13 protein-coding genes are annotated in these 15690 nt (G+C 62.2%); 10 read left to right on the forward strand and 3 right to left on the reverse strand.

Annotation, left to right across the window (positions count from 1 at the left end):
* The first annotated feature begins 62 nt into the window (after nt 1-62).
* The 7 genes from OOZ53_RS16950 (at nt 63) to nusB (ending at nt 6329) form a co-directional block, all read left to right on the forward strand.
* Nucleotides 63-1343 (forward strand): L,D-transpeptidase family protein, encoded by a 1281-nt coding sequence (locus OOZ53_RS16950; RefSeq protein ID WP_271090850.1) that lies wholly within the window; start codon nt 63-65, stop codon nt 1341-1343.
* Between the two features lie 227 nt (nt 1344-1570).
* A complete protein-coding gene (glyA, locus tag OOZ53_RS16955) occupies nt 1571-2884 on the forward strand; it encodes a serine hydroxymethyltransferase (RefSeq protein WP_271090851.1) in 1314 nt (437 codons plus the stop codon).
* A gap of 183 nt (nt 2885-3067) precedes the next feature.
* A complete protein-coding gene (gene nrdR / locus OOZ53_RS16960) occupies nt 3068-3547 on the forward strand; it encodes a transcriptional regulator NrdR (protein ID WP_271090852.1) in 480 nt (159 codons plus the stop codon).
* Between the two features lie 5 nt (nt 3548-3552).
* Nucleotides 3553-4659, forward strand: a complete 1107-nt coding sequence (gene ribD, locus OOZ53_RS16965; RefSeq protein WP_271090853.1) for a bifunctional diaminohydroxyphosphoribosylaminopyrimidine deaminase/5-amino-6-(5-phosphoribosylamino)uracil reductase RibD — start codon at nt 3553-3555, stop codon at nt 4657-4659.
* On the forward strand, nt 4659-5276 hold the full coding sequence (locus OOZ53_RS16970) for a riboflavin synthase (protein ID WP_271090854.1): 618 nt from the start codon (nt 4659-4661) through the stop codon (nt 5274-5276). The genes ribD and OOZ53_RS16970 overlap by 1 nt, the downstream gene beginning before the upstream one ends.
* 109 nt (nt 5277-5385) lie before the next feature.
* The gene (ribH, locus tag OOZ53_RS16975) at nt 5386-5853 is read left to right on the forward strand and encodes a 6,7-dimethyl-8-ribityllumazine synthase (RefSeq protein ID WP_271090855.1); all 468 of its coding nucleotides are present in this window, start codon (nt 5386-5388) and stop codon (nt 5851-5853) included.
* Complete coding sequence (gene nusB / locus OOZ53_RS16980; RefSeq protein ID WP_271090856.1) at nt 5850-6329, forward strand: transcription antitermination factor NusB; 480 nt, start codon at nt 5850-5852, stop codon at nt 6327-6329. Before ribH ends, nusB begins: the two co-directional genes overlap by 4 nt.
* A gap of 13 nt (nt 6330-6342) precedes the next feature.
* Here nusB and OOZ53_RS16985 read toward each other — a convergent pair whose 3' ends face one another.
* From OOZ53_RS16985 to OOZ53_RS16995, 3 genes are all read right to left on the reverse strand, one after another.
* Nucleotides 6343-7116 (reverse strand): SDR family oxidoreductase, encoded by a 774-nt coding sequence (locus OOZ53_RS16985; protein WP_271090857.1) that lies wholly within the window; start codon nt 7114-7116, stop codon nt 6343-6345.
* A gap of 64 nt (nt 7117-7180) precedes the next feature.
* Complete coding sequence (locus tag OOZ53_RS16990) at nt 7181-8059, reverse strand: metallophosphoesterase (RefSeq protein ID WP_271090858.1); 879 nt, start codon at nt 8057-8059, stop codon at nt 7181-7183.
* Nucleotides 8060-8145: 86 nt separating this feature from the next.
* On the reverse strand, nt 8146-9036 hold the full coding sequence (locus OOZ53_RS16995) for a metallophosphoesterase (protein WP_271090859.1): 891 nt from the start codon (nt 9034-9036) through the stop codon (nt 8146-8148).
* A gap of 201 nt (nt 9037-9237) precedes the next feature.
* Here OOZ53_RS16995 and OOZ53_RS17000 point away from each other — a divergent pair, with 201 nt between their 5' ends.
* The 3 genes from OOZ53_RS17000 to OOZ53_RS17010 all read left to right on the forward strand — a co-directional run bounded on the left by OOZ53_RS17000 (nt 9238) and on the right by OOZ53_RS17010 (nt 15532).
* On the forward strand, nt 9238-11787 hold the full coding sequence (locus OOZ53_RS17000) for a GcvT family protein (protein ID WP_271090860.1): 2550 nt from the start codon (nt 9238-9240) through the stop codon (nt 11785-11787).
* Between the two features lie 183 nt (nt 11788-11970).
* A complete protein-coding gene (locus tag OOZ53_RS17005) occupies nt 11971-13215 on the forward strand; it encodes an MFS transporter (RefSeq protein WP_271090861.1) in 1245 nt (414 codons plus the stop codon).
* A 184-nt stretch (nt 13216-13399) separates the two neighbouring features.
* Nucleotides 13400-15532 carry a sodium-translocating pyrophosphatase gene (locus tag OOZ53_RS17010; RefSeq protein ID WP_271090862.1) on the forward strand — a complete coding sequence of 711 codons (2133 nt, stop codon included), beginning with the start codon at nt 13400-13402 and terminating at the stop codon, nt 15530-15532.
* The last annotated feature ends 158 nt before the right edge of the window (nt 15533-15690 follow it).

The raw sequence follows: 15690 nt of genomic DNA on the forward strand, positions 1-15690 counted from the left end.
CGGGATGACGACCTTCGACGCATAGTTGCGATTTGAATGAATTGGCTTGACGGTAGTAGCTGATGTCAAAGAAGAAATACTCTGAACCGGTTTCGCGCAGGGCATTCCTCGGAAGCGCCGTTGCGGCGGGTGCTACTGTCGCCACGGGGGCGGCATCGGCACAGACGCTGACCCAGACGACGATCGAAAGCATCATCAACGCGCCGCGCCGCGGCACGTGGGACGATCAGTTCGATGCCCAGGCCTCGCGCAACGCCGAGAAGGTCAATTCGCGTGTGCCGGTTCTCAGCGCCGACACCGTGAATTATGTCGAGACCGAAATCGCCGCCTACCAGGAAATCGTCTATAGCGGCGGCTGGCCTGTCGTGCCGTCGTCAAAGAAGCTGAGACTCGGCGTCGACGACCCGTCCGTTGCAACGCTTCGCAAGAGACTGATCATTTCGGGGGATCTTGCGAGATCGGCAGGAACGTCGACCGCGTTCGATACCTATGTCGATGGCGCGGTCAAACGGTTCCAGGCTCGCCACGGGCTTCCCGTCGACGGTGTTCTGGGCCGCTATTCTTATGCCGCGTTGAATGTTTCAGCCGCCGTGCGCCTCGGCCAACTGGAAACCAATCTCATCCGACTGCGGTCCATGTCCGGCTATCTCGGCGACCGTTATGTGATGGTCAATATTCCCGCAGCCCAGATCGAGGCGGTTGAGGGCGACAAGGTGGCGCTGCGCCACACGGCCATCGTCGGCAAGATCAGCCGGCAGACGCCGATCCTCAATTCCAAGATCCACGAGGTCATCCTCAATCCCTATTGGACGGCGCCGCGCTCGATCATCGAAAAAGACATCATGCCGCTGATGCGCAAGGACCCGACATACCTGACGCGCAACGCCATCCGCCTGTTCGACGGCAAGGGCAACGAGGTCGACCCGCAAACCATCGACTGGAACGCCGCCGAGGCGCCGAAGCTGATGTTCCGGCAGGATCCCGGCAAGATCAACGCGATGTCGTCGACCAAGATCAATTTCCACAACCCGCATGCGGTCTATATGCACGATACGCCTCAGCAGAGCCTGTTCGGCAAGCTCCTGCGTTTCGAGAGCTCGGGTTGCGTGCGCGTCCAGAATGTCCGGGATCTTTCGACCTGGCTGTTGCGTGATACGGCCGGCTGGGACAGGCAGACCATGGAACAGGTGATCGCCAGCGGCGTCAGCACGCCGATCGCGCTTGCCGAGCCCGTTCCGGTCTATTTCACCTATATCACGGCATGGTCGACCGCCGATGGCGTGGCTCAGTTCCGCGATGACATCTATCGCAGGGACGGTGTCGAGGAACTGGCGCTGCAATAGCCCGCATTCCGCGCCGGACCGCGGCCGGTCCGATGCCTTTTGCCGCAAACAGTGTGGATCGAGTTCGCTGCCGGGGGATATCCGGCACCGAACCTTGTTTAATTTCCCTCGCAGCATTATGACACGCCCGTGGCCGCGCTGACGGATTGACCAAGGCCCGGTCCGGTATTGCCCGGAACAAAGCGCCAGCTTCGAGGAAGCTGCCCTTACAGCAGGATAGACGACCAATGTCCGACCCCCTAGCCACCGCGGACCGCCCGGCGGACGCGTTTTTCAACAATTCACTGAGCGACTCCGATTCGGCTGTCTTCGGCGCCATCCAGCAGGAGCTTGGCCGCCAGAGGCAGGAGATCGAGCTGATCGCCTCCGAGAACATCGTCTCGCGCGCCGTGCTCGAGGCGCAGGGTTCGATCATGACCAACAAATATGCGGAGGGCTATCCGGGGCGCCGCTACTATGGCGGCTGTCAGTATGTCGACATCGCCGAGCAACTGGCCATCGATCGCGTGACCAAGCTGTTCGACTGCGCATTCGCCAATGTCCAGCCGAACTCGGGCAGCCAGGCCAACCAGTCGGTCATGCTGGCCCTTGCCAAGCCGGGCGATACGATTTTGGGCATGAGCCTCGATGCTGGCGGCCACCTGACCCACGGCGCACGCCCCAACATGTCGGGTAAGTGGTTCCACGCCGTCCAGTATGGTGTCGTCGCGGAGACCGGTCTCATCGACTACGACCAGGTCGAGGCGCTGGCGCGCGAACACAAGCCCGCCATCATCATCGCCGGTGGTTCGGCCTATTCGCGCAATATCGACTTTGCAAGGTTCCGTGAAATCGCCGACCAGGTCGATGCTTATCTGTGGGTCGACATGGCGCATTTCGCCGGCCTCGTCGCCGGCGGCGTCAATCCGAGCCCGTTCCCGCATGCCCATGTGGTGACCTCGACAACCCACAAGACGCTGCGCGGCCCGCGCGGCGGGCTGGTTCTCACCAACGATGCGGATATCGCCAAGAAGATCAATTCGGCCGTCTTCCCCGGCCTCCAGGGTGGGCCGCTGATGCATGTCATTGCCGCCAAAGCCGTCGCCTTCGGCGAAGCACTGACGCCGGAATTTGCCGCATACACGGGTCAAGTCGTTGAAAATGCGAAAGTTCTCGCTTCCACGCTTGTCGAGGGCGGACTTGAGATCGTCTCGGGGGGCACAGACACCCACCTGATCCTGGTCGACCTGCGGCCCAAGCAACTCACCGGCAACGTGACCGAAGCCGCCTTGGGGCGGGCCTTCATCACCTGCAACAAGAACGGTGTGCCGAACGATCCGGAAAAGCCGACGATCACATCCGGCGTTCGCCTCGGCACACCCGCCGCCACGACCCGTGGCTTCGGACCGGCCGAGTTCCGCGAAGTGGGCAAGCTGATCATCGAGGTGCTGGACGGCCTTCGTTCCGCTGGCTCACCGGAGGACAATGCCGAGGTCGAGCAGGCCGTGAAGAAGAAGGTCATCGCGCTGACCGATCGCTTCCCGATCTATCCGGGACTGTAGCCCGCATACATAACCCATGCAGAGCCCGGTGAAGCACAGCTTCGCCGGGTTTTGTTTTTTCCCGGGCTTTTTGTCTGTGCCGTTTCCATGCGCCAGACGGTTCTGCTATGAAGATTCGCATTGCCGCACCTGTGCGGGACGGCATTTGAGCCATGGTCGAATAGCCAGTGTTTGTGGGGTTTTATGCGCTGTCCCTATTGCAATTCCGAAGACACTCAGGTGAAGGATTCGCGTCCCGCCGAGGACGGCACGGCGATCCGCAGGCGCAGGGTGTGTCCTGATTGCGGCGGTCGCTTCACGACCTTTGAGCGGGTGCAGTTGCGCGATCTCCAGGTGATCAAGAAAACCGGCCGCAAGGTGCCCTTCGATCGCGACAAGCTCATGCGCTCCTTCGAAATCGCATTGCGCAAGCGGCCGGTGGAACGCGAGCGGGTCGAGCGCGCGGTGTCCGGCATCGTGCGCCGGCTGGAAAGCTCGGGCGAAACCGATGTCCATTCGGACAAGATTGGCCTGATGGTGATCGAGGCGCTGAAGGCGATCGATGACGTGGCGTTCGTGCGCTACGCCTCGGTCTATCGCGATTTCAGGGACCCGAAAGATTTCGAGAACGTTATCAACGAGTTGAGCGCCCAGATAAATGGCGGCGGCGGGCAGGAGGACTGACCGTCATGGCCGTCAGCGCTTTCGACCGGCGAATGATGGCGGCGGCGATCCGCTACAGCTGGCGCAATCTTGGGCGCACGGGCACGAACCCTTCCGTCGCGACCGTCCTGGTCCGCGATAATGGCGATGTTCCCGTCATCATCGGAAGGGGAATAACCGCCATTGGCGGACGCCCCCATGCCGAAACCGAGGCCATTGCCGAAGCGGGCGATCTGGCGCGCGGCGCGACCGCCTATGTAACGCTGGAGCCCTGCGCCCATCACGGCAGCACGCCGCCCTGTGCGGAAGCGCTGGTACGGGCCGGGGTCAGGCGCGTCGTATCGGCAACCACGGATCCTGACGGACGGGTCTCTGGCCGCGGCTACAGGATCCTCGAGGATGGCGGCATTGAGGTCGAGGCGGACGTGCTGGCGCCCGAGGCGCAATATGCGATGTCCGGTTACCTCACACAGCGCGAGATCGGCCGCCCGCATGTGACGCTCAAACTCGCCGTCTCGGCCGATGGCAGGATCGGCAGGCGCGGGGCAGGGCAGGTGGCCATCACCGGGCCTGAGAGCAATGCCGCAAGCCACCTACTGCGCGCGACAAGCGATGTCATCATTGTCGGCATCGGCACCGCGCTGGAAGACGACCCGGCGCTGACCTGCCGTCTGCCCGGCATGGAGGATTGCTCTCCGGCACGGCTGGTGCTTGATCGCGAACTGCGGCTGCCGCTCGATTGCAAGCTGGTGCGGACGGCGCGTCAGAGCCCTGTCATCGTCGCCACGACGGTTTTGCCGAACGATGAGCGTTACCGGCACCTTTCCGAAGCCGGCTGCATCCTGATGGCCTGTGAGGACAGCGGTGACGGGATTGCCTTGCCGGAACTGCTCGATGACCTTGCAGCGCAAGGTCACGCCACAGTCATGGTCGAGGGCGGCGCGGCGGTTGCGCGCTCGTTCCTCGATGCCCATCTTGTCGACAGGATTCGGCTTTATGTGGGGCCGGAACCAATCGGTGAAGACGGTGTCGATGCGCCACTGACACCCGAAAGGATGCCGGACGGCTTCGCGCTGAAACGCACCGATGTCTTTGGAGCGGATCGTCGCCTGGAATATGAAAGGTCACGCTGATGTTCACCGGCATTGTCACGGATGTGGGCACGATCGAGTCGGTCACGCCGATGAACGAGGGCGTACGCCTGCGGGTCCGCACGGCTTACGATCCCGCCGGCATCGATATCGGCGCATCGATCGCCTGTTCGGGCACATGTCTTACGGTCACCGGCCTGCCGCGCGACGGCGACAACGGAAAATGGTTCGAGGTCGAGGCCTGGGAGGAAGCGTTGCGGCTGACGACAATCGGCGGCTGGAAAGAGGACACGCGGATCAATCTGGAGCGCTCCCTCAAGATCGGCGACGAGCTTGGCGGTCATCTTGTCTCGGGCCATGTCGATGGGCTGGCTGAAATCGTCTCCGTGACCGATGAGGGCGATGCGAGGCGGTTCCGCGTGCGCGCGCCGGATGAGCTGGCGCGGTTCATTGCGCCCAAGGGTTCCGTTGCGCTCGACGGCACATCGCTGACGGTCAATGCGGTCGAGGGAAGCGAGTTCGACGTGCTTTTGATCCGGCATTCGCTGGAGGTCACCACCTGGTCGGATCGTGTCGCCGGTGACAGCATCAATCTCGAAATCGACCAGATGGCCCGCTATGCCGAGCGCCTTATCGGTTTTCGGTCCGAAGACCGGTAGCGACCGCAACACTCGACCGGAATTCGCCGCAAGGCGCGAAAACCGCTTGCCAAGAGAGCGGCGGCGTGGTTTTACGCCCGCACATTTCGCAAATCAAAGGAACGCCACCATGAGCGGTTCACCGCATCTCCTGATCGTCGAGGCGCGCTTCTACGATGACCTGGCCGATACCTTGCTGGAAGGCGCGACCGACGCGCTGAAGGAAGCCGGCGCGAGCTGGGATGTGATCACGGTTCCGGGCGCTCTGGAAATTCCGGCGGTCATCTCCATGGCGCTTGACGGCATGGATGATGGCGCAACCGAATATGACGGCTTTGTCGCCCTCGGCGCCGTCATTCGCGGCGAGACCTATCACTTCGACATCGTCGCCAATGAATCGAGCCGTGCCATCATGGAACTTTCGATCAGCGAGTCGCTGGCCATCGGCAACGGCATCCTGACGGTCGAGAACCAGGAACAGGCCTGGACCCGCGCGCGCCGGCACGACGGGCCCGGCGAGAAGGACAAGGGCGGCTTCGCGGCGCGCGCCGCACTGACCATGATCGAGGTCAAGAAGAAGCTGGGCGCCGCCAAGTGAGCAAGGACGCCTCGAAACCGAAACAGGCCAACCAGCGCGGAGCCGCAAGGCTCGCGGCGGTGCAGGCGCTCTATCAGATGGATGTGGGCGGCACCGGCGTTCTGGAGGTCGTATCGGAATATGAAATGCACCGGCTCGGAAAGGAGCTGGACGGCGATCTCTACCGAAAGGCCGATCCCGCCTGGTTCCGTTCCATTGTCTCCGGCGTTGTCGAGCAGCAACGCACGCTCGACCCGCTGATCCGCACCTCGTTGACCGAGGACTGGCCGCTGTCGCGTCTCGATTCGACCCTGCGCGCCATATTGCGGGCCGGGGCCTACGAAATCTCCAATCGCAAGGATGTGCCGGTTGCCGTGATCGTCACCGAATATGTCGACATCGGCCAGGCGTTTTTCGAAGACGACGAGCCGAAACTGATCAATGCCGTCCTGGACCGCATCGCCAAGCGTCTGCGCGGCGAAGAAAAGCAGCAATAACAAGGCGCGGCAGCTATGGCCGGAGTGCCAGCATGTCGCTTGTAAGCATGGCCGATATGCCGCCGTCGATCACGATGTCTTGTCCCTTGATCCAGCGGCTTTCCGGTGACGCCAGGAAGACGATGACATCGGCGATCTCGTCCGCCTCGCCGGCTCGTCCGGCGCGGGCGATTGCCTTCTGGGCCCGTTCGCCGAAGGCATTCAGGAAATCGTCGAGGATCCCCGTGGACACCGCCGCCGGACTGACTGAATTCATCCGCAGCTTCCGCGCGATCATGTCTTCGGTGCCGGCAATGGTCAGCGCTATCACGGCTTCCTTGGAAAGATTGTAGGCCCGGACGGCGTCGATATCCTGTGCGGCGACAAAGGCCGGCACTTTATCCATCGAACCAAGCGCCATCAGCGCTTTGACCTGCTCGATATTGTCCCGCCACATGGCGCCGGCGCGCGACGCCGTATTCACGATGGCCGCGTTGGGTGACAGCCTGGCGAGCATGCCATCCATGAACGTCCGCAATCCGATATAATTTACCTTCAGGATCAGCGCTTCCAGGCCGTCCCTGGGCGGCAGGCCGGCATTGTTGATCAGCGCATCGAATGGACCTTCGGCAGCCTCCGTCGCGGCGGCAATCGAGGCAGGATTGCCAAGATCGGTCTCGATCCAGCGGTCGACATTGTCCTGAGGTTCATTGAGGTCGAAGGCCGTCACATGCGCGCCCCGCGCCTTCAGTTTCGCCGCAACCGAAGCGCCGATCCCGGTCGCTCCGCCCGTCAATGCTACCCGCATCCCGATCCTCCCCTAGTTTTCTACGTTGTAATACACAGACCCGAAAGAACAAAGCGGGTTGCCGCTAGCCGACTTCCACCACGACGATTTCCGGCGGCATGCCAAATCGTATTGGCAGACCGCTGCAGCCGAGGCCGCCTGAAACAATCAGGTGCCGGCTTTTCTCGGTGAACTGACCATAGGCGTAGCGCTGACCGTATCTGGACGGCACGAATGGCGCGCCGATAAACGGCAGGCGCACCTGCCCGCCATGGGTATGCCCGCTCAGCATGACGTCGATCCTGGCCGGGATGTCGGGAAAAAGATCCGGCTCATGGGCGAGCAGGACAACCGGTTCCGTATCGCCGGTTATCTCTGCCAGGGCCGCATCAAGATCGTCTTCACCGCGATAGTTTTTCCGGTCGAGCTTCTGAGCCCTTTGCGAGCCCACACCGGCGAGCCAGAACCGGGCGCCGGCCTCCGTCCGCAACTGCACGGCCGCATTGTGCAGGACGGCAATGCCGGCGTCTTCCAGATGGCGCTGCACATCTGCGCCGCCGCGCCAGCAGTCGTGATTGCCCAGCACCGCATAGGTTCCGAGCGGCGCAGACAGGCCGGCCAGCGCCTGGCTCCAGTCTGCCATGGGCAGTTCCATCCAGCGGCCGAGCGGCTCCATTCCGCTGACGTAATCGCCCAGCAGCACGATGAGATCGGGTTTCAGCGCATTGGCCTGTTCGACGATTGCATGCATGCGCGCTGGCGTCATCCAGAACCGGCAGGCATGCAGGTCGGCAAGCGCCGCAACGCGCAGTCCCGTCAGATTGACGTGCCGAAAAAAGTCCAGGCGGTCTGAACGGACGCGGTACCGGACGATCCTGGGTTTCATCAGCGGTGCGTATCCGATCGCGTATCCGCCCAACGCGCCCGCCGCGACACCACCGCCGATCAGGGATTCCATCAGCATGGCGGAGTTTCATATCCCGTTGCATTGAAAGCCGGGCCGAATGAAACGCGACGGCAGTTCATGATTCTCTTACGCAACAAACACCTCTAACCGGCTTCAATGATTAGGATTTCCGGCGGAACGCCGAATCGGACGGGCAGTATGGAGCACCCCAGCCCGGCCGATACGATCAACTGCCGGTTGTCTTCGACGATGTGCCCATGCGCATATCGCTGGCCGTAACGGGACGGCACCAGAGGCGCGCCGATGAAGGGCAGGTGAACCTGTCCGCCATGGGTGTGACCGCTCAGCGTCAGGTCGACGCGGGCCGGCACCTGAGGAAAGATGTCCGGTTCATGCGCGAGAAGGATGACCGGGCTGTTGCCCTCTGCGACCTGCGCCATCGTTCCTTCAAGGTCGTCGACGCCGCGAAACCGGCCATTGCCTTGAGGAATGGCGAGCTGATCGCCAAGCCCGGCAAGCCAGAAACTGCCGCCTCCCGGGCGCTCGATGAGCGCTGCCCTGTTTTCGAGTACCGGAATGCCGACGGAAACGAGCCGCTCGGTGACCGCCGGCGCATCCACCCACCAGTCGTGATTGCCCAAAATCGCATGTGTCCCAAGCGGCGCATCAAGACCGGCAAGGGCGGACGCCCAGGCTTGCATCGGCACGAGATCGGTGCGGAACCGTTTCAGCCCGGCGACAAAATCTCCGAGCAGGACGATAATGTCGGGCTTGAGCGCATTCGTGCGTTGGACGATGTGCTCGATCCGCGATAGCGGCATCCATGGCTCGCACGCATGCAGGTCGGCCAGGACAGCGATCCGCAAGGAACGGCCCGATTTGTCTGCAAGCGCCCGCAGGCGCGGCGTGCTGACGCGATGGCGCGTTTCGACCAGCCTGAAACGGGGCTCGAAGCCGAATGCATAGCCGCCAAGCGAGCCGGCGAGCACCACACCGCCCGCCATTGCCTTCAGGAACGACCGTCGTGAAATCATGCGCGACCTCCTCATCGTTCCTTAGGCGGCAATGGTGTCCCGACAAAGGCACCCGTCGGCCCTCGTTCTCCGGCGGGCGTGTGAATCCACAACCGGATGCGCGAAAATCGGACAGACAGTGCGAAATGTCCGCTTGCGCGACTTTCGTGCATGCTCCTAGAACAAGACCAATTGGTTCAATTCGCTCAAGGGGATCGAGACATGCAAAGTCACGCAAGGGCCGTAGTGATCGGGGGTGGTGTCGTTGGCTGCTCGGTCCTGTTTCATCTGGCGCGCGCCGGCTGGAAGGACCTGCTGCTGATCGAGCGGTCCGAATTGACATCCGGTTCCTCCTGGCACGCGGCCGGCGGCTTTCACACGCTCAACGGCGATCCCAATGTCGCGAAACTTCAGGCCTACACGGTCTCGCTCTACGAGGAACTCGAGCAGCTGTCCGGCCAGCAATGCGGGCTGCATCTGACCGGCGGCGTCATGATGGCCGATAGCGAGGAGCGCATGAATTTTCTGCGCTATACGCACGCCATCGGCCGGGCGCTCGGCATGGAAACCGAGATCATTACGCCCTCGGAGGCCAAATCGATGTTCCCGCTGATGGACGAGACGAATTTCGTCGGCGCGCTGTGGGACCCGGTGGAGGGCCATCTCGATCCGTCCGGCACCACCCACGCCTATGCCAAGGCGGCGCAGAAACTGGGCGCAAGGATCGAATTGCGCAATCCGGTCATCGAGATCACGCAGGATCCGGACGGCACATGGAATGTCGTCACCGAAAACGGCACCGTGAAAGCCGAGCATGTTGTCAATGCGGGCGGGTTGTGGGCGCGCGAAGTCGGCCGCATGGTCGGCGTGGAACTGCCTGTTCTGGCCATGGAGCACATGTACCTGCTTACCGAAACCATGCCGGACGTCCTGGAATTCAACGAGACTTCCGGCCGGGAACTGGTCGGCGTTATCGATTTCAAGGGTGAGATCTATACCCGCCAGGAACGCGACGGCTTGCTGCTTGGCACCTACGAGAAGGCCTGCGTGCCCTGGTCGCCTGTCAAGACGCCCTGGGATTTCGGCCACGAGCTGTTGCAGCCGGACCTCGACCGCATCGCCCCTTCGCTGGAAATAGGTTTCCGCCATTTTCCCGCATTCGCCGAAGCCGGCATCAAGCAGGTGGTCAATGGTCCCTTTACATTCGCGCCGGACGGCAACCCGCTGGTCGGACCTGTGCAGGGGCTGACGAATTTCTGGTCGGCCTGCGCGGTCATGGCCGGCTTCTCGCAGGGCGGTGGTGTCGGTCTCGCGCTTGCCAACTGGATGGTCGATGGCGATCCGGGGCACGATATCTTCGGCATGGATGTCGCCCGCTACGGCGATTTCACGTCTCTGCGCTACACCAACGCAAAGGTTCGGGAAAACTATTCGCGGCGCTTTTCAATCCGCTTTCCCAACGAGGAACTGCCGGCCGCCCGTCCGCAGCAGACAACCCCGCTCTACGACATCATGGTGCGCGACAACAACGCCGTCATGGGGGACAGCTGGGGCCTGGAGACCCCGCTCTGGTTCGCGCCACAGGGAACCGAGGCACGGGACGAGTTGTCATTCCACCGCTCCAACGATTTCGAGCATGTCGGCAATGAAGTGCGCGCCGTGCGCGATAGCGTCGGCGTGACCGAGATTGCCAACTTCGCCAAATACGAGATCACGGGCGAGGGGGCCGAAGCGTGGCTCTCCCGGCTGATGACCAACACCATGCCGCGGACCGGCAGGCTGGTTCTCACGCCGATGCTGAACGAAAACGGCAAGCTCATCGGCGACTTCACCATCGCCAAGGCGGCCGACAACCGCTTTATGGTCTGGGGATCGAGCGGTGCGCAGATCTATCACATGCGCTGGTTCGAACAACATCTTCCAACCGATGGGTCGGTGCGCATACACCGCTTCGGCCAGACGCTGGTCGGCCTGTCGATTGCCGGGCCGAAGTCCCGCGCGGTCCTGGAAGCGCTCGCCGATATTGACGTCTCCAATGAGACTTTCCGCTTCATGGACTATCGTGAGATGGACGTGGCGGGTTGCCCCTGCCGCGTTAACCGCATTTCCTATACCGGCGATCTTGGCTACGAGATCTGGATGGAGCCGGCCTATGAGCGCACCGTCTATCACGCCATCAAGACGGCTGGCGCGGACCACGGCATCGTCGATTTCGGCATGCGGGCGTTGTTGTCCATGCGTCTTGAAAAGAACTTTCCGACATGGTTTGCCGAACTGCGTCCGATCTACGGCCCCTATGAGGGCTCGATGGAGCGCTTCATCAAACTGTCGAAAAACGATTTCATCGGTCGCGATGCGGCGGCAAGCGAACACGAGCAGGGGCCGAAATCACGCCGCGTTTCCCTGATCATCGAAGCGGACGACACCGACGTCATGGGCGACGAGCCCATCTGGGCGCGGGTCGGTGACCATGACTACGGCCTTGTATCGCCGCCGCACGGCTATGGGGCGCCGCGTTTCGATGCGGACGGCGCCGAGACAGCCAAACCCGAACCGCAGCGCGATGGCGAGTGGCGCGTTGTCGGCTGGGTGACATCCGGCGGCTACGGCCATCACGTCCGGATGTCGCTGGCGCAGGGTTACGTGCCGTCGGAACTAGCCGACACGGGTGAAGAGGGGCTTTTCCAGGTCGAGATCCTTGGCCGTCGTTTCCCCGCCCGTATCGCCGTCGCGCCGCCCTTCGATCCGTCCGGTGCGCGCATGCGCGGCTAGAAATTGTGATAATGTGCGTCAATCGGTCGATTGAATTTCACGATTGTCTAACATATCAAGGTCAGGCCCGATCAACAGATTCTGCCCGAGGGCGGAACATGACCCCGGCATATGAGAACGTTCCGGACCGCCGCACAGGCGGCCGTTTCCGTCTGGCTCATGTGCCGGCAGACAGGAAACTCGATGAGCGTCAGCCAGGCAACAGGCACAACAGGTTCCGATGATGCGCTTGTACTTGCGCGGCGCAATGCCTTCATTCTTGCTGCCGCCAGCGCATTTCTGAGTGCCTGCGCGCCGATTGCGATTTCGCTCGGCGGCATTGTCGGCGACTATCTGCTTGACGAGGACAAATCACTGGCGACCGCACCGGTGACGGGGTTCAATATCGGCGTCGCGGTGGGCGCCTTGCCGGCGGCCTGGCTGATGCGGCTGGTCGGCCGCCGTTATGGCTTCATGGGTGGCGCCGTGATCAGCGGAATTGGCGGGCTGGTGGCGGCTGCGGCCCTGTTCCAGTCGCATTTCTGGCTGTTCGCCGTGGGGCTTGCCATCATAGGTGTCGGAGGGGCGTTCGTTCAGCAGTTTCGCTTTGCCGCCACGGACAACGCCCCGGAGAGTTTCAAGGCGCAGGCGATCTCCTGGGTCCTGGTCGGTGGCATATTCGCGGCCATCATCGGTCCTCAAACCGTCATTTTTGCCCGCGACCTGTTCGCGCCGGTGCAATTTGCCGGGGCCTATGCCGCGGTGATCGGGCTGGCGCTGATCGGATTGGTCATCCTCTCCTTCCTGCGCATCCACGAAAACACGATCCTGCTCGAACATGAGAGCGAGGCGCCGGCGCGCCCACTGCTCGAGATTATCAGCCAGCCGCGCTTTCTGACGGCACTCGCCTGCGGCGTTGTCTCCTTCGCGCTGATGTCGTTCATGATGACGGGTGCGCCGCTCGCCATGATCGGCTGTGGCTTTTCGACCGATACCGCGACGCTCGGCATTCAGTGGCATGTGCTTGCCATGTTCGGGCCGAGCTTCTTCACGGGCAAGTTGATCGCCCGGTTCGGACGCGAGACAATCGTCGCCACCGGTCTGGTCATTCTGATCGGCTGCGCGATCATTGCCAGCATGGGGATCGAATTGTGGAACTTCTGGCTGGCGCTGATCCTGCTCGGCGTCGGCTGGAATTTCGGGTTCATCGGCGCGACCGCCATGGTCACCACCACCTACAGGCCTTCGGAGAAGAACAAGGTTCAGGGCGTTCATGACGTCATTTTGTTCAGCACGGTCGCCTTCAGCTCACTGATGGCCGGTCAGGTGCTCAACACGTTCGGCTGGGATGGAATCAACATGATCATGTGGCCGATCGCGCTTGCCTGCTTGCTTTTGCTCGGCCTTCAAGTGCGCGCCGACCGCAAAAACCGCGCGGCTGTACACTGATTGGCGCCCAAATATCCCACTTTCGGCTGAAACCCGGTGGGATTCGGCAACAAATCCTTGACGGATGGGGGTGCGATGGACAACAAACGCGCCGATGCGGCGGCCGGGTTGTTCCGGCCTCATGCCGCGTGTCTTAACAGCCGGGCTTTTGGGGTACCTGTCCGGCGAACTGGAGGGAATGGCATTGTCAATTCTATTTGCTGTCATCGCCTGTGGTCTGCTCTCGATCGTCTTTGCAATCTGGGCGACACAGTCGGTGCTTGCAGCCGATCAGGGAAATGAGCGGATGCAGGAGATCGCCGGTGCGATCCGCGAGGGGGCGCAGGCTTATCTGAACCGCCAATACACGACCATCGCGATCGTCGGCGCAGTTGTTTTCATCATCACCTGGCTTCTCCTTAACTCGCTCGCCGCGATCGGATTTCTGATCGGCGCGGTCCTTTCAGGCGCCGCCGGCTATATCGGCATGCACGTTTCCGTCCGGGCCAATGTACGCACCGCGCAGGCGGCTTCAGACAGCCTGGCGTCGGGCCTTGATATCGCATTCAAATCCGGTGCGATCACCGGCATGCTCGTCGCCGGCCTCGCACTGCTCGGCGTGTCGATCTACTATTACGTTCTGACCGGACCGATGGGCTACGGGGTCGCTGACCGTGCTGTCATCGACGCGCTTGTCGCACTTGGCTTCGGTGCCTCGCTGATCTCCATCTTCGCCCGTCTCGGCGGTGGTATCTTCACCAAGGGTGCCGATGTGGGCGGCGATCTCGTCGGCAAGGTCGAAGCCGGAATTCCGGAAGACGATCCGCGCAACCCGGCCACCATCGCCGACAATGTGGGCGACAATGTCGGTGACTGTGCCGGCATGGCCGCCGACCTGTTCGAGACCTATGCCGTGACCGTTGTCGCGACCATGGTTCTGGCCGCGATCTTCTTTGCCGGATCGGCGGTGCTTGAATCGGTGATGATCTATCCGCTTGCCATCTGTGCGACCTGTATCGTCACATCCATCGTCGGCGTCTTCTTCGTCAAGCTCGGATCGAACGGCTCCATCATGGGCGCGCTCTACAAGGGACTGGTCGCGACCGGCATCCTGTCGGTCGTGGGCCTTGCCATCGCGACGCAGTTCACCATCGGTTGGGGACCGGTTGCAGATACCGGCTTTTCGGGGCTCAGCCTTTTCCTTTGCGGCATCGTCGGCCTGATCGTGACCGGTCTGATTGTGTGGATCACCGAGTACTACACCGGCACGGACAAGCGTCCGGTCAACTCGATCGCACAGGCATCGGTCACCGGCCACGGAACCAATGTCATCCAGGGTCTAGCCGTTTCGCTTGAGGCAACGGCGCTTCCGGCCATCGTCATCATTGCCGGCATCATCGCCACGTTCCAGCTTGGCGGCCTGTTCGGCATGGGCATCGCGGTCACGGCCATGCTTGGCATCGCCGGCATGATCGTCGCGCTCGATGCCTTCGGTCCGGTAACCGACAACGCCGGCGGCATTGCCGAGATGGCGGGTCTGCCTGCCGAGGTCCGCAAGTCGACGGACGCGCTCGACGCGGTCGGCAACACGACCAAGGCGGTCACCAAGGGCTATGCGATCGGCTCAGCCGGCCTCGGCGCCCTGGTGCTGTTCGCGGCCTATTCGAACGACCTGACCTTCTTCGTGGATAACCCGACGAACTTCCCGTACTTCTCGGATGTCGGCGAAATCTCGTTCAGCCTGTCCAACCCTTACGTGGTTGCCGGCCTGATCTTCGGCGGTCTGATCCCGTATCTGTTCGGCGGCATCGCCATGACGGCCGTCGGCCGGGCAGGGGGCACGGTGGTGCAGGAAGTGCGCCGTCAGTTCCGCGAGAAGCCGGGCATTCTGGAAGGAACGGACCGTCCCGACTACGCACGGGCGGTTGACCTGCTAACGCGTGCGGCGATCAAGGAGATGATTGTTCCATCGCTCCTGCCGGTGCTTGCGCCGCTGGTTGTCTATTTCGGTATCCTCTTTATCTCCGGCTCCAAGGCGTCGGCCTTCGCGGCGCTCGGTGCTTCGCTTCTCGGCGTTATCGTCAACGGCCTCTTCGTTGCCGTTTCGATGACCTCGGGCGGTGGTGCCTGGGACAACGCCAAGAAGTCCTTCGAGGACGGGTTCGTCGACGCCGACGGCATCCGCCATGAAAAGGGCAGCGAGGCGCACAAGGCCTCGGTCACCGGCGATACGGTGGGCGATCCCTACAAGGACACTGCCGGACCGGCCGTGAACCCGGCAATCAAGATCACCAACATCGTGGCGCTTCTGCTGCTTGCGGTGCTGGCGCACTCCTGATCGGCTGGATCATCCGAACAACGAAAAACCCCGCGCTCCGCGCGGGGTTTTTTTCATCAGCGGATGCGGCGAACCGAACGCCTAGGCTGAATCGACATTCATCGCATCCATAGGATTGCGGCGGCGATATGTATGAAGCTGAGGAAATGGCTTGCGCG

It is taken from the genome of Allohoeflea poritis (genome assembly GCF_027889715.1).
GTDB lineage: Bacteria > Pseudomonadota > Alphaproteobacteria > Rhizobiales > Rhizobiaceae > Hoeflea_A > Hoeflea_A poritis.

Coding starts and splice junctions, on each gene's coding strand:
- OOZ53_RS16950 (WP_271090850.1), top strand. CDS start 63: ATGTCAAAGAAGAAATACTCTGAACCGGTTTCGCGCAGGGCATTCCTC.
- glyA (WP_271090851.1), top strand. CDS start 1,571: ATGTCCGACCCCCTAGCCACCGCGGACCGCCCGGCGGACGCGTTTTTC.
- nrdR (WP_271090852.1), top strand. CDS start 3,068: ATGCGCTGTCCCTATTGCAATTCCGAAGACACTCAGGTGAAGGATTCG.
- ribD (WP_271090853.1), top strand. CDS start 3,553: ATGGCCGTCAGCGCTTTCGACCGGCGAATGATGGCGGCGGCGATCCGC.
- OOZ53_RS16970 (WP_271090854.1), top strand. CDS start 4,659: ATGTTCACCGGCATTGTCACGGATGTGGGCACGATCGAGTCGGTCACG.
- ribH (WP_271090855.1), top strand. CDS start 5,386: ATGAGCGGTTCACCGCATCTCCTGATCGTCGAGGCGCGCTTCTACGAT.
- OOZ53_RS16985 (WP_271090857.1), bottom strand. CDS start 7,116: ATGCGGGTAGCATTGACGGGCGGAGCGACCGGGATCGGCGCTTCGGTT.
- OOZ53_RS16990 (WP_271090858.1), bottom strand. CDS start 8,059: ATGCTGATGGAATCCCTGATCGGCGGTGGTGTCGCGGCGGGCGCGTTG.
- OOZ53_RS16995 (WP_271090859.1), bottom strand. CDS start 9,036: ATGATTTCACGACGGTCGTTCCTGAAGGCAATGGCGGGCGGTGTGGTG.
- OOZ53_RS17000 (WP_271090860.1), top strand. CDS start 9,238: ATGCAAAGTCACGCAAGGGCCGTAGTGATCGGGGGTGGTGTCGTTGGC.
- OOZ53_RS17005 (WP_271090861.1), top strand. CDS start 11,971: ATGAGCGTCAGCCAGGCAACAGGCACAACAGGTTCCGATGATGCGCTT.